At 40.3% G+C, this 18,965-nt stretch carries 22 protein-coding genes and 2 pseudogenes; 5 read left to right on the plus strand and 19 right to left on the minus strand.

All coding sequences use genetic code 11. The features are described from left to right. Positions 1–29: 29 nt before the first annotated feature. The 9 genes and pseudogenes from HPY74_05560 to HPY74_05600 form a co-directional block, all read right to left on the minus strand. The gene (locus HPY74_05560) at positions 30–1,787 is read right to left on the minus strand and encodes an ATP-dependent helicase (protein NSW90140.1); all 1,758 of its coding nucleotides are present in this window, start codon (positions 1,785–1,787) and stop codon (positions 30–32) included. Beyond that, a complete protein-coding gene (locus tag HPY74_05565; protein ID NSW90141.1) occupies positions 1,768–3,795 on the minus strand; it encodes an AAA family ATPase in 2,028 nt (675 codons plus the stop codon). Before HPY74_05565 ends, HPY74_05560 begins: the two co-directional genes overlap by 20 nt. Then, on the minus strand, positions 3,796–3,966 hold the full coding sequence (locus HPY74_05570; protein NSW90142.1) for a DNA-binding protein: 171 nt from the start codon (positions 3,964–3,966) through the stop codon (positions 3,796–3,798). A gap of 174 nt (positions 3,967–4,140) precedes the next feature. Continuing rightward, positions 4,141–5,791 (minus strand): annotated as a pseudogene (locus HPY74_05575) (recombinase family protein). Further along, the gene (locus HPY74_05580) at positions 5,739–6,719 is read right to left on the minus strand and encodes a recombinase family protein (protein ID NSW90143.1); all 981 of its coding nucleotides are present in this window, start codon (positions 6,717–6,719) and stop codon (positions 5,739–5,741) included. The pseudogene HPY74_05575 and the gene HPY74_05580 overlap by 53 nt, the downstream one beginning before the upstream one ends. Further along, a pseudogene (locus tag HPY74_05585) lies at positions 6,720–8,321 on the minus strand (recombinase family protein). An 83-nt stretch (positions 8,322–8,404) separates the two neighbouring features. Next, on the minus strand, positions 8,405–8,566 hold the full coding sequence (locus HPY74_05590; protein NSW90144.1) for a hypothetical protein: 162 nt from the start codon (positions 8,564–8,566) through the stop codon (positions 8,405–8,407). Positions 8,567–8,578: 12 nt separating this feature from the next. After that, positions 8,579–8,968: a recombinase family protein gene (locus HPY74_05595; protein NSW90145.1), complete on the minus strand. Its 390-nt coding sequence runs from the start codon at positions 8,966–8,968 to the stop codon at positions 8,579–8,581. 272 nt (positions 8,969–9,240) lie between these two features. After that, positions 9,241–9,774, minus strand: a complete 534-nt coding sequence (locus HPY74_05600) for a hypothetical protein (protein ID NSW90146.1) — start codon at positions 9,772–9,774, stop codon at positions 9,241–9,243. 161 nt (positions 9,775–9,935) lie between these two features. Here HPY74_05600 and HPY74_05605 point away from each other — a divergent pair, with 161 nt between their 5' ends. From HPY74_05605 to HPY74_05615, 3 genes are read left to right on the plus strand one after another with little or no spacing between them, the layout of a single operon-like run. Next, positions 9,936–10,385, plus strand: coding sequence for a helix-turn-helix domain-containing protein (locus HPY74_05605; protein ID NSW90147.1), 450 nt, complete (start codon positions 9,936–9,938; stop codon positions 10,383–10,385). Between the two features lie 16 nt (positions 10,386–10,401). Then, the gene (locus HPY74_05610) at positions 10,402–10,602 is read left to right on the plus strand and encodes a hypothetical protein (GenBank protein NSW90148.1); all 201 of its coding nucleotides are present in this window, start codon (positions 10,402–10,404) and stop codon (positions 10,600–10,602) included. Then, positions 10,578–10,916, plus strand: coding sequence for an ImmA/IrrE family metallo-endopeptidase (locus tag HPY74_05615; GenBank protein ID NSW90149.1), 339 nt, complete (start codon positions 10,578–10,580; stop codon positions 10,914–10,916). Before HPY74_05610 ends, HPY74_05615 begins: the two co-directional genes overlap by 25 nt. 52 nt (positions 10,917–10,968) lie before the next feature. Here HPY74_05615 and HPY74_05620 read toward each other — a convergent pair whose 3' ends face one another. Continuing rightward, complete coding sequence (locus HPY74_05620; protein ID NSW90150.1) at positions 10,969–11,169, minus strand: hypothetical protein; 201 nt, start codon at positions 11,167–11,169, stop codon at positions 10,969–10,971. 753 nt (positions 11,170–11,922) lie between these two features. Here HPY74_05620 and HPY74_05625 point away from each other — a divergent pair. Continuing rightward, a complete protein-coding gene (locus tag HPY74_05625) occupies positions 11,923–12,102 on the plus strand; it encodes a hypothetical protein (protein ID NSW90151.1) in 180 nt (59 codons plus the stop codon). Positions 12,103–12,281: 179 nt separating this feature from the next. Here HPY74_05625 and HPY74_05630 read toward each other — a convergent pair whose 3' ends face one another. From HPY74_05630 to HPY74_05665, 8 genes are all read right to left on the minus strand, one after another. Continuing rightward, complete coding sequence (locus HPY74_05630) at positions 12,282–12,659, minus strand: desulfoferrodoxin (protein NSW90152.1); 378 nt, start codon at positions 12,657–12,659, stop codon at positions 12,282–12,284. 21 nt (positions 12,660–12,680) lie between these two features. Continuing rightward, positions 12,681–13,859, minus strand: coding sequence for an FprA family A-type flavoprotein (locus tag HPY74_05635; protein NSW90153.1), 1,179 nt, complete (start codon positions 13,857–13,859; stop codon positions 12,681–12,683). 20 nt (positions 13,860–13,879) lie between these two features. After that, positions 13,880–14,602: a rubredoxin gene (locus tag HPY74_05640; GenBank protein ID NSW90154.1), complete on the minus strand. Its 723-nt coding sequence runs from the start codon at positions 14,600–14,602 to the stop codon at positions 13,880–13,882. 55 nt (positions 14,603–14,657) lie between these two features. Next, positions 14,658–14,993, minus strand: a complete 336-nt coding sequence (locus HPY74_05645) for a hypothetical protein (protein NSW90155.1) — start codon at positions 14,991–14,993, stop codon at positions 14,658–14,660. Beyond that, a complete protein-coding gene (locus tag HPY74_05650; protein ID NSW90156.1) occupies positions 14,972–15,352 on the minus strand; it encodes a desulfoferrodoxin FeS4 iron-binding domain-containing protein in 381 nt (126 codons plus the stop codon). The genes HPY74_05645 and HPY74_05650 overlap by 22 nt, the downstream gene beginning before the upstream one ends. A 70-nt stretch (positions 15,353–15,422) precedes the next feature. After that, entirely contained in the window at positions 15,423–16,016 is a 594-nt protein-coding gene (locus HPY74_05655) for a rubrerythrin family protein (protein NSW90157.1), read from the minus strand. 222 nt (positions 16,017–16,238) lie between these two features. Beyond that, positions 16,239–16,745 (minus strand): ferritin family protein, encoded by a 507-nt coding sequence (locus HPY74_05660; GenBank protein ID NSW90158.1) that lies wholly within the window; start codon positions 16,743–16,745, stop codon positions 16,239–16,241. Positions 16,746–16,877: 132 nt separating this feature from the next. Continuing rightward, positions 16,878–17,210, minus strand: coding sequence for a divalent metal cation transporter (locus tag HPY74_05665; GenBank protein ID NSW90159.1), 333 nt, complete (start codon positions 17,208–17,210; stop codon positions 16,878–16,880). Positions 17,211–17,429: 219 nt separating this feature from the next. Here HPY74_05665 and HPY74_05670 point away from each other — a divergent pair, with 219 nt between their 5' ends. Then, positions 17,430–17,726: a hypothetical protein gene (locus HPY74_05670; protein NSW90160.1), complete on the plus strand. Its 297-nt coding sequence runs from the start codon at positions 17,430–17,432 to the stop codon at positions 17,724–17,726. A gap of 650 nt (positions 17,727–18,376) precedes the next feature. On the opposite strand, the gene HPY74_05675 is transcribed toward HPY74_05670, so the two are convergent. Beyond that, complete coding sequence (locus HPY74_05675) at positions 18,377–18,676, minus strand: HNH endonuclease (protein ID NSW90161.1); 300 nt, start codon at positions 18,674–18,676, stop codon at positions 18,377–18,379. Positions 18,677–18,965 lie beyond the last annotated feature (289 nt).

Raw genomic sequence — 18,965 nt, forward strand, 5'->3', positions numbered from 1 at the left:
ATCCCCCCGCAATAATTTAAAACTCTTTACTAAATTTGCGTATATATCCATTTATCTGGTGGTAACCTTTTAAACGACTTCTTATTTTTCATTACCGGAAGTGCTACGACAAGAAGCTTTCGTGGTCTTGTCATAGCTACATATGCTATACGAATTAACTCACTATCTAAAGGAGCTGTATCTATCATGGTAGGCGTTAACGTATTGCCTTTTATCCCTTCAATAATTAACATAATTGCATCATAGGTTTCTCCCTTTACTCCATGTACAGAAGATAAGGTAATATCATTTTCGTCCCTTTTTTCAATATAATTACGTAATGGTATTGACTGAAAACCTGGGTTTTTAGTATCCCGTAACTTAATTTTTATTTTATCTTGCAATGATATAGCTGGTATCAGAGAAATATCTTCCGCAGACTGAATTATATTAGTAATTATTGATAACATACTTTTAAGCCAGTCTGATAATTTGATGTTTGGATCAGGGAGTGAAACAAGTAGTTTTACTACATGTTTTCTCCAGTTTTCGTAAGGCATAATTTGTTCGATATATTGCCTAATCTCATGTTTGATATCACCTATGTCTCCAATTGTAAGGCTGTACAGTACTTTTTCACAAAGACTAAATGCTTTACGGCGTGAACCCATATACCATTCGTAAGATGCTTTAGCTAAAGATTCAACCTCTGGGCTCTTCCAAAGCCCATCAATATCAATACCTTTATGGATTTTACCTCTAGTCAAAACTGCAACTTTGCTTGGAGTCCAGTCAATTCCGTTTTCTTGGCAGAGTTCCTTAAATTTATTAATAATATGACTCTTATCAGTTTGATTGCTATAATTCAATAAAATCGGTTTCTGTTGATATTGGGCAAACTCTCCCTCAGCCTTGCTTGGTTCCCTTGAAGCCAATGAGTGTGAAAACAAATGTGTTGCATTACATATTAACTGTGAGCTCCTAAAATTGGAAGTCAGCCACATTGTTTTCCAGTTGTCATCCTCCACTTTGGCAATAAAAAATTCTGGAGTAGCATTACGCCATTCATATATTGACTGGTCTGGGTCTCCAACGAGAATAATAGTTTTTATGCCTGCATCAGTTAACAAATCAATAATTGCCATTTGTTCCTCTGATGTATCTTGCGCTTCATCAATCATTATAATAGGGAAGCGCCGTACAATAGCATCCACAATTTGAGGATATTTTTTAAGAAGTATATATGATAACGCAGTTGCTTCATTTTGTGTTACAAAGCCTTTTTTAATCATTGCCTGTTTAAACGCAACACATGGTTTTTTGGTCGTAATGGAGCAATCGACTTTTTTACCATTTCTCAACAACTTCCCATCTGAAGACCAATGAAATTCAAAAGGATTGGATATACAACCTCGAGCATGGCATTCCTTATTTTTGGTATAAAACCTTATCTCACCATAGTTTTCATGTAATATTACTGGTCTTCTCCTACTTCCTTCTTGCATCAGATACCCAAACCTTAATAGAATAAAGCTGTCAATAAAGCTATCTATTGTTCCAATAAAATGAGGGTATTCTATACGATACCCCTCTGGCATCAGTTCTTTAGTTTGTTTATCTATTTCTTGACTTGCAACATTAGTAAACGACAGTACAGCTACACCTCTATGTGCATACTCCCAATTCTCAACGTATTTTAGCAATTTCCTTGCAACGATAAATGTTTTGCCACTTCCGGGGCACGCACAAAGAACAATTTTACCCTCTGCTTCTAAAAAGGCTTCTTGCTCAGGTGTTAATTTCTTCATCAACGGAGTCCTCCTCTTCAGTAACAGCATAGATAGCCTTTTTAATGTACAATGGAACACAAAATTTCTTTTCTACTTCTATGTTTTCTGCTAGTTTTTCAACCTGGTCTCTTATAATTTTTGACAATGCTTGAGCAAAACTACCTTTGCTTTTATTTCTGGTTTGAATAAAGAGCCATATGCATGCAGCCCTTTCTTCATCGGTATTTAAGGATGCAACTCTTTCTGATAGTTTTGGTCCTACCTGTGGGTATGCTTCAATTATAGCGTTAAGAATAAACGGCACATTATTAGGTGATAGTGCCAGTTCGTACTCTAAAGTCTTTTTAGCGGTAAATGGCTGTATATGAGTAGCTTCACATACAGAACATATTTCTGTGCACCTTGATGATGGTTTTCCTATAGAAAGTTTTTTAATTACCTCGTCCAGCTTGTCCGTATCATAGTCGTAATCCTTAGATATATAAGTATCTTTATCCTCTTTATCAGTGCATCTATCGTCATCAGTTATCAGTGCCGTTTTCGCGAACGCACAAACTGAGGAATCCGACTTAGTGAATAGATGTGCAAATGGTTTAAAAGAAACGCCGTCAACATTTACTACCTCGACAGCATATTTATCTAATGGTCGTGATAAGAGTTTCGCCATCTCCGGTAATAGTAAGGCTTCACAAATTCCTTCAACGAATATAATGCCTTTTGCAAAAAACATTTGTGATTTAGTTACATCAAGGTAACGTTCAAGATACTCCTTTTCGTTGCCCCTTAAATTAGCTTCAGCTAATGGAGTGCATTGTATCCTATGGTCTTTTTCAAAAAGTAAATTGATTTTATCTATTCCAATACGTGAAACAAGAGTCGGCGAATGTGATGTGTAAAAAACTTGTATGCTGGGCGAAGGTTGCTGCTTATTTTCGAAAAAGCTATGTACTAACTCTTGTAACTGAGGATGAAGATGGGCTTCTGGTTCTTCTACTATAAGAAGATTATAAACTATATTGCCTTTTGAATATCCCATATCCCCTAAGACTGCCGACATAAACAAAATGTTGTTATACCCAAGTCCGTTTTGATATAATTCCAATGAGTGAGATGCTAAATTGGTAAGTGCTTCTTTAGTTTTTGTTTCAATAGGCTCATCTAGCCTCAAAAAACCCTGAATATCAAGGTAAACTCCTTCCACACATTGTTCAATTAATTTCTGATTCCCTTCTTTAGAGCATATCTCAATTATATTTGTGTATATATCATTGTCCTTATCAATAAAAAACCAGCGGGGTTTTAGCCATGTTCTTAAAGATGATGCAATAGATTCAAACCTTGGTTCAATTAAACCTATATCGATTCTTTGCTGCATAACTTCTTGTTCAATCATTGCAAGGTTAGTATTAATAATTTCTCGTGTTTTTGTTATAGCTGTCTTTTTTAGTAATTCTGCATTTGCTTTGATAAGTATATCGATAAGCTCTTGTCGTGCAATATCACTATCTGCCACTGTCCCAAGTAAGTTCGCAAGTTTGCTAGAACGTGAAGGCTTCAATTCACTTTCAGCATCCCTTAAGGCCCCTAAAAATACCACTTCAAGGGCATCAAAAGTTTCTACTGATAATGTGTTACCTTCAACAGGCCCACCCCAAGCCGTATAGCGAATCTTCTCTAAACCATTTTTTCCGGGCACAGTATAATACCGAACATGAAACTCACCCTTGGTTGGATTTTCCGGGTCCCATATTTCAAAAAGATCTTCTGACACTTCATCAAAATATACATCTATTTGTGCAGTCTTCGCAACTTCTCCCTTAGTATTAATATGGAAATCTGATTTATTAAAGTAAATGTCTTTTTTATAAGGGACACTGGAGAAAGCGATTCTAATAGCATCAATCAGGGCTGTTTTTCCGCTATTGTTTTCTCCAATAATAGCATTAACACCCTTTTTGAAAGTGGCAACAATTCCAATATCGTCAAATACTCTAAAATTTCTAATCGCAACTTTACTGATATACATTTATTTCCTCCTTGTACGGGCATCTGCAGGCTTGTCCGCCTCTTTTGGAATTGCCCATGCCCAGCCTAACCGAACCGCCCCAGCCACTCGTCCTTGCTCACATAGAAGCTGAACCCTGCGCTGGGATATTCCCCATTTTTCTGCTGCTTCTTTTGCCGTAATATAATCCATTCCTTATACCTCGCAGAAATATTTTCCAATAGTATTATATACGAAGAAACGAATGAAAACAATGAATTCTGTGAATTATTTCTGTGAAGAAACTATTCAAGCAAGTAACATGCGTGAATAAAACAGCCGCCGTTATGCTTTCCACAGTTTGGCGGTTGTCTCTTCTCGGTAATGTTATTTTGCCCCCAGCTCCTGCTCCATCTCCAAACCCGACTTGAATTTAATGATAATCTTGTCCTTCGACACGACCTTGATGCTATATACAAGCTGCCTGACAAGCTGGTTATCAAACTCCGATAATTTGCAGTCTGCGGCGTTCAGAAACTTCTTCATATCCTCGATTCTTCGTTGGAAGCTGTCTTGCCTGGCTTCCTGTTCAGTATATTGCGTTTTCTTCTTCTGGAGTTCTTTCAACTCGGAGGAGATTTTAGCATAGTGCTCGTCAAAGTCCGTATTATCTGCTCCACGTCTTGCATTTCCCTCTACGAAGCCTATCATCTCATTTTTTAATTCCGCGATCCGTTCCTCTATTCTTGCTATGTCCATCTGCTTGGCCCGGTTGCCCATCACCAGCTGAATATTTGACTGGAGCGTGTCCATAAAATCTCCCTTATCATGTATAAGTGAATTAAAAGCATCCATAATGGCTCTATGCAAAACATCTTCATCAATGGTTGGAGACTTTTGACAGTATTTCTTCCCATGCTCCAGCCTGTTAAAGCACCGCCAGACAATCCTTTTCTCGCTGTATGCTGTCCAGGATGCCCGTCTGTAGGGCTTGCCGCACTCCCCGCATATCAATAATTCGGTAAGAGCATATTTTGAGCTGTATTTTCCGCTGTCGGTTTTGACTCTTTTATCGGCAGACTTTCTGATGTTAGCCCGGCGTGCTTTTTCTTCCTGTATCCGATGAAACAAGTCTTTGGAAATGATGGCTTGATGGCTGTCCTCCACATAATACTGCGGAACAATTCCATTGTTTTTAACTCTTTTCTTAGTGAGATAATCCACAGTGTAGCTTTTTTGCAGCAGGGCATCTCCCATGTACTTCTCATTGGAGAGCATCCTGTTGATGGTGGTAGTAGACCATTCGTTTTTTCCGGTAACGGTTTTTATGCCGTTTTCTTCTAGGTACTTTTTGATTTGGGTAATGCTTTGACCCTCTAGGTACAGTCTGAAAATCAACTTCACAATTTCTGCTTCTTCGGGTACAATCATCAGCTCTCCGGCCTCATTCTTCGTGTAGCCCAAAAACCGGTTGTGGTTGACCATAACCTGTCCTTTCTCGAACCGGCGGACGACACCCCACCTTGTGTTTGTGCTTAAGGAACGGCTTTCTTCCTGGGCGGCTTTCTTCCTGGGCGAGGCTTCCGAGGATGGTGATGAGAAATTCTCCGGTGCTGTCCAGGGTGTTGACGTTTTCTTTCTCGAAGAACACGCCGATGTTTTTTTCTTTCAGTTTCCGTATGTATTGAATGCAGTCAAGGGTGTTTCTTGCAAAACGGCTGATGGATTTTGTCAGCACCAGATCGATCTTGCCTGCCATGCAGTCTTCAATCAATTTATTGAACCCTGTTCTGTTTTTTGTGCTGGTGCCGGATATCCCCTCATCGGCATAGATGCCTGCAAACTTCCAGCCTGGGTTTTTCATAATCTCCGCCGTGTAATAATCCACCTGTGCCTGGTAGCTGGACTGCTGTTCCTCCAGTTCCGTGCTGACCCGGCAGTAGGCAGCCACTCTCAATTTTTTTATCTTTGCTTTTTCCTTAAAATCATAAATCGGATTTGCAGGGATTACCGATACCGTTCTTTGTCCCATCGCCATGGGCCTTTCCTCCTTTTCTCCGTAGTGTATATGAAGTGCTCAGCACCACTCCGTTGATCAGTTCAAACCGGAGTTGCCCGGTGATTTCCACCGTAATGCTTTTGATGGTTGCTTTGAATAAAGCCTCATCAAATGCTTTAATGGGCTTGCAGCTCTCAATCGCCGTTTTCAATTTCCTGGTTTTGTATTCAAAATCATCCACCCGGGAGATTCGATATTGTTCTGCAGCTCTTTTGAATAGCATCTGTGCCATTTCCGATGGTTTCAAGCTGTTTTGATCAAATCCGTTGGATATTTGCAATTTTATTTTTCTTAATTCAACACTCTCTGTCACCGCACGAGCTGCCGGACGTTTTTCTATAATTTTAGGGTACTCCATCACCCGGTTGATAATCTGCATAAAAGCCATTTCAAGCTGCCTGTCGTCAACTACGCCGCTTTTGCAGCAGACCCTGTTGTCAACGATATACCGTTTGCATTTCCAGTTGCATTTTTTGTTTTTGTCATGGTGTTCAGTATACCTTTTGAAAACACTCCCGCATTCCCCGCATATCAACCTGCCGCTGAAGGGATAAGTGCTGGAAATGCTGTTGGCATAATAATTGACATTTCTGCCAAGCTGGGAGTTCTTTTCTTCCCTGAGCCTGTTGGCAACATTGAATACTTCCTCCGGGATAATGGCAGGATAGAAGTCGCTTCCGGTGTATTTACAGTTGCTTAAAATTTTTCCGATGGAGCCGTGATTCCGGGAGGGCTTTCCGTTGGCATTGGGAACCTTCATTTCAGTAAGAGCCTTTGCCATCCGGTTTAAAGATATGCCCGATATAAAATCATTGAACATTTTCCTGACCAGGTCCGCTTTTTCCGGTTCGATGACTACGGCTCCATCTATGATTTTATAGCCGAAGGGCATATGTCTTTGCGCCATTTAGTTCACTTCCTCTCCGATGATTTCTGGAAGCTCCAGTCCGTTGATCAGGCGGAAGGCGATTTCAAGCTTAGATTTTACGATGATCTTTTCTACCATCAGCGAAAATATGTTTTCATCAAAGCTCTCCATTAGCTCATCCTGCTTTTTGAGAAAAGCGATCAGTTCCTTCGTCTTGGCGGCCTCGTCATTAAATCCGTTATATTCGAACAGCTTGCTTCGCTGCTTTTTGGCTTCGTAGAGTTGCTTGGTGATCAGATTGCTTTGCTCTATAAAAAGAACAGAGTCAAGATATCCTTTCGACCTCAGTCTACTTAATACATGACTCTGTTCCGTAAGTTCCGTTATTTTTTTATTGATTTCCCTGACCTGGGATTCATACTCCCTGCCGCAGTGAAGCTTTTTCAAATCCTCGGCCAGGGGAGTCAATATTTTGTCATAATTGCTTTTCAGCTTGTTATATAGATTGATGAATGCAGCTTTGATGTGATTGTCCTTGATGGCCGTCATGCCGCATTCCGCCCAGTTCCTGATATGCTTGGTACAGCACCACTGCTCTGTCTCGTAAGGTTTGCCCTTGTATATGATTTGCCTTTTGAAAGTGCTTCCGCATCCACCGCATTGGATTTTGCTGCTGAACGGGTACTGTTGGTTATATTTTCGGGGGTCGGTATCCACCATGGCTTTTTCTGTTTTTCGCTGCTCCATGATTTCCCTGACTCGTTCAGCCTGCTCTTTTGCAATAATGGGTTCGTGGTCGTTGGCGATGTAGCAGCACTGTTTTTGTCCCCGGTTCCGCTTTCGCCGGAAGGGCAATGTGTCGGTGGTGAAGGTCTTCTGAAGGAGTATGTCGCCGTAGTATTTTTCATTGGTCAGGATTTCCTTCACCACATTTTCTCCCCAGGCTTCCGCCTCTTTTCTTGTTGGAACTCCTTCTTCCGTTAGCTCCTTTGCGATGATGTATGTTCCTTTCCCGTTCAGGTAATCGGTATAAATCCTTCGGACAACAACGGCTTCTTCTTCATTCGTGATGATTCTTCCGTCCTTGTCCTTCTTATAACCGTAGGGAATGGAGGAAGGCTTCCATTCGCCTTTCATGAACCTTTTTTGTATCGCTCACCGGTTGTTTTTTGATATGGATATGGATTCCTCCTGGGCAATGGAGCTTAAAACCGTCATCAGCAGCTCGCTTTCAGCGGACAGGGTGTTGATGTTTTCTTTTTCAAAATAAACGGCAATCCCAAGCATTTTCAGCTTTCTCACCGTCTCAATGCAGTCGGCGGTGTTTCTTGCAAACCTGGATATGGACTTGGTAATGACCATGTCCACCTTTTTGGCTTCACAGTCGGCAATGAGCCTTAGAAACTCATCCCGCTTGTCTTTGGCGGTGCCGCTGATGCCTTCGTCTGCATAAATTCCCGCAAAAGTCCAAGCATTGTTGCTTTCTATCAGCCGGGTGTAGTACTCCACCTGTGCTGAAAAGGATTGCAGCTGTCCGGTGTGATCCGAGCTGACCCGGCAGTATGCGCACACCCGCAGTTTTGGAGCTTCAACTTCCGCTTCCATGCAATTGATTGGCTTGATAACTCTTACTTTTGGCATACGCTTCCTCCTTTCGCTTTTCAGTACATGATGCTTTATCAGCAACACACAGTACCACACAACCCCGGCCATATCAAGTGTTTTTACACATATACCTCCGCCAGGGATGGAGCGAATGAATTCCGATTTAATCTGTCAATTTCTTTCAATTCATAAAGAGTAATAAGACCTCTTTCAAGCAGGCTATTCAGCAGCAAAAGCGCCACCTTATACTTCACCTCATTGGCTATTTGCATCTGTAACACGTTTTCCCCTCCTTATAATTCCAGCATGCTGATGATCTGCGAACAGGTCTCATCATGCATTTTCAGCCTGATCTCGCCCTCCATGGGGGAGTAGACCTTGATGCCCCGTTCGTTCAGTCCCCGTATGAAATCCAATGTTTTTACGGTATCCCTGCCCAGGCGGGAGAGATTGACGATCAGCAGCGCGTCCATCTTGCCTTCAGCCGCGGCCTCGATTACCTCGACAAGGCCGTTTCTCTCAAAGTTCAGGCCGCTGCCGGTGTCCTGGGAGACTCCGACCACTTCAAACCCCATCTGCTCGGCGTAGTCCGAGAGTTCCTTCTGCTGCCCTTTAAGGCGGCCATGCTCGTCCTCCGGGGCGTCGATGCGGCAGTAAAGCCATGCTCTTTTGCTTTGATTCATGATTTTCATCCCTCCTGTTATTTGAATTGATGTTTGATGCCAAAAGGATGCGGCAGGGCTTTGACGGCTCTGCCGCATAGTTTTTGGTATCAAAAGAAGGCGGTTGCGCCTGTTCTTCATTTTCGTTCCGGCGCTTAATTCGGCACTGCTCCCCAAGCGCCAATGGCAGCAGCGCAAACTATCCGTGGTCAACGGATATCACAGGAATTCCACCTCCCCGAGAGCCTCCGGGCCGCACTCTGGGACCTAACCTCAACTATGCGGGAGTATCATTATAGGCCGTTCAGGTCATTGCGATACAGTCCACCACAGACTGTTTTATGGCCAGGCATTTCTCGCTCGTCGCCTTTGATGCCATCGTTTTTACGGGTCGCCTTGACCGATCCGCAGGCGGTCTTCGCGTGTTTACCAATTCCGAATACCTGTATTTTTACAATGTACTGCTTGTAAAGAATATTGAAATACAAGTCCCCATAATCAGGATAATTCTTTATTTTTAACAATGCCTTGTCCACAATTTCAATAAGCCACTTGCTTTTCAATAATGAGCACAGCTTTTCTTCAAGGTCTTTCTTATTGATATTTGGGTCATAGTCATCCAGGTAATCCAAGGCTTCAGCCAGACGATTGCTTCCCATGGCATAATACTCTGCTTCAATCTCGCATACCCTGTCTTCAATACACCAAACCACATCCCTGTATATTTTCAGTAACAATTTTGTTTTATGATATACCCGTTCTTCATCAATGTGCATGGAAGCTAATCCTCTTTTCAACACAGCTAACGCCATTTTTTCAGTACTCATCTGTTTTTCACCTTCTTTTCAAAATCATTGACATATTTTTTGTTCTCTTGTATTATAATATGTGAACAATATTTTTGTCAATAAATTTGTCAAACATTTGTTCTCTTAATGCATAATGAGTGAACAATTTGGGCATAATATTACCGGAGGTGTCTTTTCAAATGCAGTTTGGCGAAAAAATCAGGTTATTACGCAAAAGGGCAGGCATTTCTCAGAAAGATTTTGCAGAGCAGCTTGGGATTACAAGGCGGGCTTTGGTCTATTATGAAAACGGAGAGCGTTTTCCACGGGAGGCAGGACTTATTGATAAAATCGCCGATTTCTTTAACGTATCTTCAGATTTTCTGACAGACGATAGCGAAAGCATCGCAATGACAAAGGAAGAAATATTTTTAGAGGAAGCAAAAGCAGAAGATAAGTTCAGAGGAAAAAGCGAAGCAAAAAAGTTCATCGAAACTACAAAATGTTTATTTGCCGGTGGAGAATTATCAGATGAAGATAAAGATGCGCTTTTTGAGGTATTAACCGAAATATACTTTGACTCAAAGAAAAAAGCCAAAAAGTATGGTGTCCGTAAAAGTAAAGGAAACAAAAATCCACCAACTGATTAGCTGCGGGGTGAAAAGTATGGAATTTATTTTAAGAGAAGCCGAGAGGTTGATCCAAACGCATAAAACCCGAAACCCCTTTGAGATTGCCGATTGTCTTAATATTAATGTTCTCTACAGGCCACTCGGCAAGCTTAAAGGGAAGGGATTTACATATGCACAAGGCGGAGCCGATATATCTGCATTAACAATGAATTGGACAGTCCTGCCAAACGATTAGTATGTGCTCACGAAATTGGCCATGACCGCTTCCACAGGCACTTGGCCATAATGAATCCCCAGGCCCAGGAGCTTATCAGCTATGATATGTCATCAAAACCGGAAAGGGAAGCAAACATTTTCGCCGCTGAAGTCCTTTTGCCTGATGTTGATGTTATTAAACTGATAAATGACGCGGAAATGAATTTTTTCAGAGCCGCAAGGGAACTTTATATCCCACCGGAACTAATGGATTTCAAATTTCAGATATTAAAAAACAAAGGTTACAGGCTTGAAGCTCCATTAAATGCGACAGGAGATTTCCTGAAAAAATAGCCCCCTGAAACATTCACATGTTTTAAAGATGTAAGGGGTATTTTTGTTTTGTTTATTCTATCGCCAACTGCCTAATATCGAGCTGATGCAAAATAATCAGCGTGATGCTCTCTCCATTCCTCTGCTGTTCGAAAACTCTTTTTCTGCCAAAGCTTTCGATATGTTCTTTCCTGCAGCATACTACGGGCTTTATTTCAGGCACATCGAAAAATGACAACTGTTCACTGTATTCAATATATACATCTGGATACAACCATAAATGCCCGACCTCATGAAGCCCGGTAAACAGAATTGATATGAATGGCCGGATCCTAATTTGTTCGATATGCTCAAATCATGAGTTTTCAGAAGGAGCCTTATTTTGTAAAATATGCGGCACTCCACTATATAATAAATGCCTTAATGAGACCGGATTTTCCCGCAAGCAGCATTTATTAGATACTACATCAAGATTTTGCTCCCGATGCGGAAGCCTCTCACTGTTTAATACAAGGGTGTTATTAAACCCTGGTACAGTGTAAAAAACCAGCTGCAAAACGGCAATACGCATGCAGTTCCTGATTTCCTTCCCGGTTTTGAACCTTATGAACATTGGAATTATCATATAGAGTGGAGGATAATCCTGAACTTTATATTGCTCTTATGAATACTACTGCTTATATTTCAGACACAGCTCTCGTAATATGCTGCAATGATGTTTATAGCGTAGCTACTCTGAATAAAGAATATATCCGTACACACCTTGCCTATCTGCTTAACAAGTATTGCTGTCTGAACGGTTGCAAAATAACGGTGGTGCTTATTAGACAAATATATAATAAAAACAGCCAAAGTACACTTTTGTAAGAGGAGGTCGACGAGCAGAGATATACAGATGGTTTTGAATTTGATGAGAATTATCGTGTAAAAATCTGTCCTCGGTGTGAAAATAAGGAATTCAGTCACGATGCCATTTATTGCCGCATTTGTAGTGCAATGTTGTTTAACCGCTGTAAAGGGGAATGGAATGACTATAACCAAGAATGGTGCCGGGAATATGAAAATCCAGGTAACGCACGTTTTTTGTGAAAAATGTGGAAAACCTACATATTTCAGTATTGAAAAGTTTCCGTTGGATTGGAAAGAAGTAAAAGCCAAACTTGAAGAAGACTTTTATCCAAACTTTAACAGCCGGTTAGCCACGTAGTATCGCTGAACATGCTCTCAATTGATAATGTGTTTGTTTCCTAGACAAATTAAAAAAGCACCATGGGAATCCCCCTGGTGCCACTTATTATAAATCTCTTTTTATATCTTACTGAATGCATCCTTACCCAACCCACATACTGGACAGAACCGGTCCGCAAGTAAATCAGCAAAAGAAGCTTAGATACTGCTTTTCCATAAACCATGGAGATTACAGTAGGCATATACCTCAGCATTTGGTTTATCGCAAAAGATTGCTTTTGGCTCATCCGCAGGAGAGAGGGAAATTCTCTCGGTACCGCCCTCGGAAACCACTGCAATCCACTCTATGTAATGCTTTTCTGTCATCGGGTGGGCTGTAGAACCTACCTCGACATATATTTTACCCTCTTTCCTGGAAGCGACAGGTACATGTTTTTCCTTTGCGGCATCAATAGTATTGGCTTCCAGTTTGACCATAGGTTTGCCGCAGCAGACCAGTTCTCCCCCTCCATTCTTAATGAGACCTATAATATTGCCACATATTTCACAACGATAGAATGCTACTTTAGCTTTCATTTTTAACCCACCTCTTTAAATTTAATTACTTGTATTTTGTGCGATACTTTCCGAGATTTTCGCAGACGCTTCTGTTAATTGTTTGGCATCCGGTATGTACTGTATACGTATCTGCTCCATAAGATCAAATCCACAGCTTTTTAATATCTCCTCGATCTGCTCCACACTTTGTCCACCCCAACCATAGGAACCAAAAGCTAATCCTATACGTTTTTTGGGAGCCAGACCTTTTAAGTAATATAAAAATGCAGCTACCGTAGGTAACATATTATTATTGAGAGTAGGTGAACCCACGCAGATATATTTCGCGGTAAGGATGTGTGTCATCACGTCGGAAATATCATTAACTTTAAGATTAAGCATTCTGGTAGATACATCCTTATTCTCAAAGGCCTCCTGAATAGCATAAGCAATCTTCTCTGTCGAACCCCACATTGAATCATAGACTATCACCGCTTTGTTCTCAATGGCATTAGCAGACCATTTCCGGTACTCCCGGGCAATATCCTTAATATGGGAGCGCCAGATTATCCCGTGACTAGGTGCTATGATACCGATATCCAAATCAGATGTAGCTTCCAGTGCTTTTTGAACATTACTGCCATAAGGGAAAACAATATTGGCATAGTATTTAGCGGCCTCTTCCAGTATGATATCCAAAGGAATCTGGTCGTCAAAGCGTTCTGATGTTGCAATATGCTGACCAAAAGCATCGTTGGAAAACAGTATCTTATCCTCCGGCAAATAACTTATCATGTTATCGGGCCAGTGCACCATAGGAGTATGGATAAAGGTTAAACTCCTTTTTCCCAGACTTAAAGTTTCTCCAGATTTCATGATGTTAAAATCCCAATTTCCCTTGTAATGGGCTTTAAGACCTTTTTCTCCATTCACTGAGGTGAAAACTTTAGCTTTTGGTACCAAAGCCATTAGTCGGGGGAGTCCACCGGAATGATCCATTTCCACGTGATTAGATATCACATAATCAATTTTTGCGGGATCAATTAGAGAAGAGATCCGCGCCACCATTTCATCAAATAAGTAATGTTTTACTGTATCTACAAGGGTTATTTTTTCGTCGATGATAAGATAGGCATTATAAGTAGTTCCTCTGGGAGTTGAGTAACCGTGAAAACTGCGGATATCCCAATCTATTGCCCCAACCCAATAAATGTTTTCTTTAATTTGTACAGGTTTCATTTAGCACCTCAATTAAAATTTTATTTTACAGCCACAAATTGATCTTTCGTCACGCCGCACACAGGGCACACCCAATCAGCCGGGATATCCTCAAAAGCTGTTCCGGGGGCAATACCGGAATTCGGATCACCAAGATCTGGGTCATAAACGTATCCACACACCGCACACTGATATTTTTTCATCTTATTATCCACCTTTCCTTTTAAAATACTTATTTTTTCTTTTACTTGAATTGGCGCTGTTGGAGGTACCGTCCCTCTTTTTACCTGTTGGTAATATGCATAGGTAAGTACCTCATCGTTACTAAATACCTCAGCGTTTATAACTTTCCCTATGAAGATGGTATGTGTCTCCACTTCAATACTGTCAATTACCACAACCTCTAAAGAACTAACAGTTCGTTCCAATAGAACAGGCGTGCCGTTTAAGCCCAATTTGAAAGAAACATTTTTGTACTTGTCAATTTCCCGGCCTGATCTAAAACCAAAGTGACCGATAAAATCTAAAGGCGTTTCTTTGGCTAAAACGGATACCGAAAAAACTTTACTGTCTTTAATAAATTCGTTGGTAAGATTTTTTCTGTTAATGCTTATTGCCACTGTGGCGGGATTTGAAGAAATTTGAAATACTGTATTGGCTATCTGTCCATTTAGTCTCCCTTCCCTGGTGGAACCAATAACATAAAGGCCGTAGCTTAACTTATGAAAAGCTTTGGTATCGACTTGTTTCGACCTCCTTTTCAATAAATTATTTTATATTTATAAAAAAACTGCGGTTGTCAGAACTTTCAACGAGTCTTTATACTCTGCCAGTAATATGTGCCCTTATAGGGCTGCTACCAGCAGCACCGCAAAATGCACGTTGGTTTAGCCAACCGCAATTGTCACTCTGGCGACCCTTAAAAGGGTCCTCGTGTTCTCTTACACTTGTCTTGTCGATCATTAAATCGTCATTTTCCTGATCCCTTATGTATTTTTGTATAATAGCCTTATTTAGTCCTACAATACTTACATAGTAACCTTCAGCCGAAAAATGACGATCTTCGTACTTATACCTCAAATTTGCATGTTTAATAAACAGTTGTGCTGCTGATTCTTTTCTATTTCTTGAGTCTATTTTACTTCTGCTTTCCATAAACCATGAAGGTTGCAGTAAGCGTATACCTCCGCATTTTTCTTATTACAGAATACGGCTTTAGGATCGTCAACTGGAGACAGTGAAATCCTTTCAGTCCCATCGTTACTAACTACAGCAATCCATTCTATATAGTGCTCTTCTGTCATGGGATGGAGGACTGACCCGACCTGGACGGTTATCTTCCCATTATCCCTTGTTGCAACAGGAATATGCTTTTCAAAGGACGCTTCCGTAGTGTTTGCCTTCAGCTCTGTCATTGGTTTGCCACAACAAACAAGCTGACCGCCTCCACGTTTTATCAAACCTACCAAGTTCCCACACAATTCGCATTTGTAAAAAGATACAGGTGCTTTCATCTTGATATCCCCCTTCTTTTATAAATAGGATCATTGCCTTTTACTTTTAATAAGTATTAGTAAGTAAGTATTAGTAAGCTTCTGCAAACAGTTCAAAATATGCTTGTGGATGAACACATGCCGGACATTTCTCGGGTGCTTCCGTTCCTTCATGTACATAGCCGCAGTTTCCACATTTCCACAAAACCTTTTCATCCTTTTTGAAAACCTTGCCATTTTCGATATTTGTAGCAAGCTTATTGAACCTTGTTTCATGCCTTTTTTCAGCTGAAGCGATCATTTTAAAGGCTGCTGCAATTTCAGGGAAGCCTTCTTCCTCTGCTGCCTTTGCAAATGCCGGGTAAAGGTCTGCCCACTCCTCGTTTTCACCACTTGCCGCTGCCTTCAGGTTATCAAGGGTGGCTCCTTGCGCAACAGGGTAAGCAGCATTAATTTCTATTGTTGTCGGCAGTTCCCCTTGAAATGCTTCAAGCAGGAATATATAAAACCTTTTCGCATGCTCTTTTTCATTGTCAGCTGTTTCAATAAAGATATTCTTGATCTGCTTGTAGCCTTCCTTGTCGGCTACCGATGCATAATAAGTGTAGCGGTTGCGTGCCTGAGACTCCCCGGCAAACGCCTTTAAAAGATTTTCAGCAGTTTTAGTTCCTTTTAAGTTCTTCATGAATTACCTCCCTGTCTTTTTTTTACATTTTTCTTTTATTTGCCAAGAATATTATACCATTTCATGTGTTATTCTGTCATTATTTTTAAGATTCCAAATTGCTGGTTTATATTTCTTAAAGAAAGTGATCTATTTGTTACAAAACTGCATCAGGATCCTTTATATTAATGTTTGGAGTGCGCTTTAAGTCTACAGGAAGAGCACAACGACCTAACTGTTTAACTATTCTAAAATTGCCCTTATATCTCTCCAGTTCTTATCCAATAGTGCAAGGTACTTTTGGTAAAACATATCACTATGCTGTTTTTCCCATCCGGCCAGCTCGGAAAGCAGTTTTTTAATTTCAGGTGTCTCCACAGCTGCTGCTGCTTTACTATAGAAATGCGCAAAATCAGTTTCAATCAAATAAGCCATTCGAATTACAGAAATATCTAACACATCCGCATTTAATTCAGGCAATAAATCAGAGTTGTCAGCCAATATGTGAGGATCTTTCTCTTTGAAATTCTCATCCACCACCCATGAAATTTCAATTAGCGGTTCGGAAGACCCAAGTTCATCATATTTTTCTTTTAGAACATTGAAATGCTGTTTTTCAATCTCGACAAGCTCTTCAAAAAGCTTTCTTATTTCTTCTGAAACGGCTTTATCCATATAAAAATCGTAAAAGTCTCCTGTATTTTTTTCCATTCTCATGGCAAATTTCAAAATATGCTTGATTTTATCCATACTATCACTCCTTGTTTTCGTCATTTGATTAATAAATACCCTCCCGGGTCAAATCATAATCAGTTTTTATTTATTGCAATTAGGATTTAATCTGATATTATATAAAATCTTCAATATAACTCCTGAACTTTTTCATGTTGGTATTTCTTGCTTAATACTAATATTCAAACTTCTGTTTTCATAAATCAAAACATAAATATAGCTTGCCAAAAGCATTATGTTCAACACTGAAACAATAATCCCTATCATCCATAAAACAGTTTTGTCCGCCAATGAATTCTTATATTGCCTCATTACCTTAAACATCCCGGCAATTATGCTGCCTCCAGCCATACCTGCAGTTGTAGTGGAAGATATTCCTGAGAACAAGAGAGCAATGCCAAAAACAATAGCTGCATTCTTCCCCAGTATAGGTTCAAGAAGGTGCTGTGCCTGTCCCAATTCGCCTACCTGTATATGTTTCATGAAAAACGTGGCTGCTGCTAGCGTAAATTTCCTGAGATTATCTATATAAATGCCCCTCAAACTGATAGAAATAAGGTATTTGAGGGGAATTGGTGTTGTATAGTACAAATCAAATTATCTCCTGCAACTTATCCCAAATAGACTTTTGGTATTCTGTCATTTCTTCAAGAACTTTTTTAACCTCTATCAAAAACAATGAAGCTTTCCGTAAACCTGCCTATGAAACAGAGAATCAATATGGTTGTTGAACTTGAATCTATGTCTCCTGAACAATCCATAAAGTACATAAATCATCAACTGGATTATGCCAAATCAAAAACATCTGTTTTTGATGATAAATACTATCCATTAATACATTCGATAAGCTTTGGAATACCAAGACGTATAAACCAGTTATGCTATAGGGTTATAATAGGAGCATATATTGATAAGATGCCTATTATTACAGCAGACTATATTAAAAACATAGTTGAAAGCAGAGGCTTTTTTAACTTTTTGTATATGATACCATATTAGATCTTATTAATTTGAACTGAGGTCTGGCTCTGTGTCGATAAAGTGCTCTGCAGGAATGCAACACCTAACTCCACAACCAGGCTAAAGGATTTCATCCTTTCAGGATATAGTAGAAAATTCTATATTAATTTCTATAGACCAGTAAAGTAGCATATGTTTATTTTCTGTCCTTATTATTTACATTATAAAATTTGTACAATTTGTTCCTGAAGTTTACTTTGTCCAAACCACTGTAAATTAGCTTGTCTCATAACACTAATTCCTCAATGGACCGTTTTAACTTTTCGTATTCCTTATCACCCGGCTTCAAATCTTTCCTTGGGTTGTATTTTGCAGGCTTTAGTTTGTCTATGGCAACCTTTTGAATCTCCAACGTTTCCACCCTCCCGTCGTAATGCTTTAAAAATGCCTGAAAACAAGCACTTTTTTGCGGTTTTTTAAACAAGCCCGTTTTCCTGTATTCTGCTTCCTGTGCGGATTCCGGCATTTTGCGCCCGTTTTAATCCCCACCCTTGAATTTTGCGGTTTTTCACGCGTGACCAGCCACCCGCTCTCGGTGCGTAGCCTGTGAGGATTTCACCCCCCCTTGCCGCCTATACCATGCCTCTATCCTTCAAGCCCTTGACATCATCGTGATACCTGCACAAGCTCTACAGGTTGTTTATATCCAAGGCAGCGCCGCCTTCCTTGATAGGTACAATATGGTCTACAACCGTTGCCGGTGTTACCTTGCCTTCTCTTTCGCAGTGCTCGCACAGGGGGTTTATGGCAAGCTTCTGTTTTCGAAGCCGCTGCCATTCGTGTGAGTTATAGAACCGCTTGCTAAACTCGTCCCTTCTGAAACGGTTATATTTTTTATATTCCTCCCTACTGTGCCGGTCACAATACTGTTCATCGGTCAACGCAGGACAACCAGGATAACCGCAAGGTTTTTCAGGCTTTCTTGGCATCAGGCTTCACCAGCTTATCCTTTTCTTTGAAACAAAAGGGAAACATGAACAACACCTTGCGGCGTGTCAGCCATGTTCCCCAGATACAGCCTTTGCACTTGCACATAAAATACCTCTATTTATGAAGTCTTTATTAGTCTGATAAAATATGCACTATATATAAAGCTAACTGCGAAGTTGAAAACAACTGTTATAGTAATATTACAGGGTACTAAAAAAAGACTTTACCCCAAAATTTAACGAAGGAATGCATATTAGAAGGAGATTGATAAAATAATAACGAATTTTC

It is taken from the genome of Bacillota bacterium (assembly GCA_013314855.1).
GTDB lineage: Bacteria > Bacillota > Clostridia > Acetivibrionales > DUMC01 > Ch48.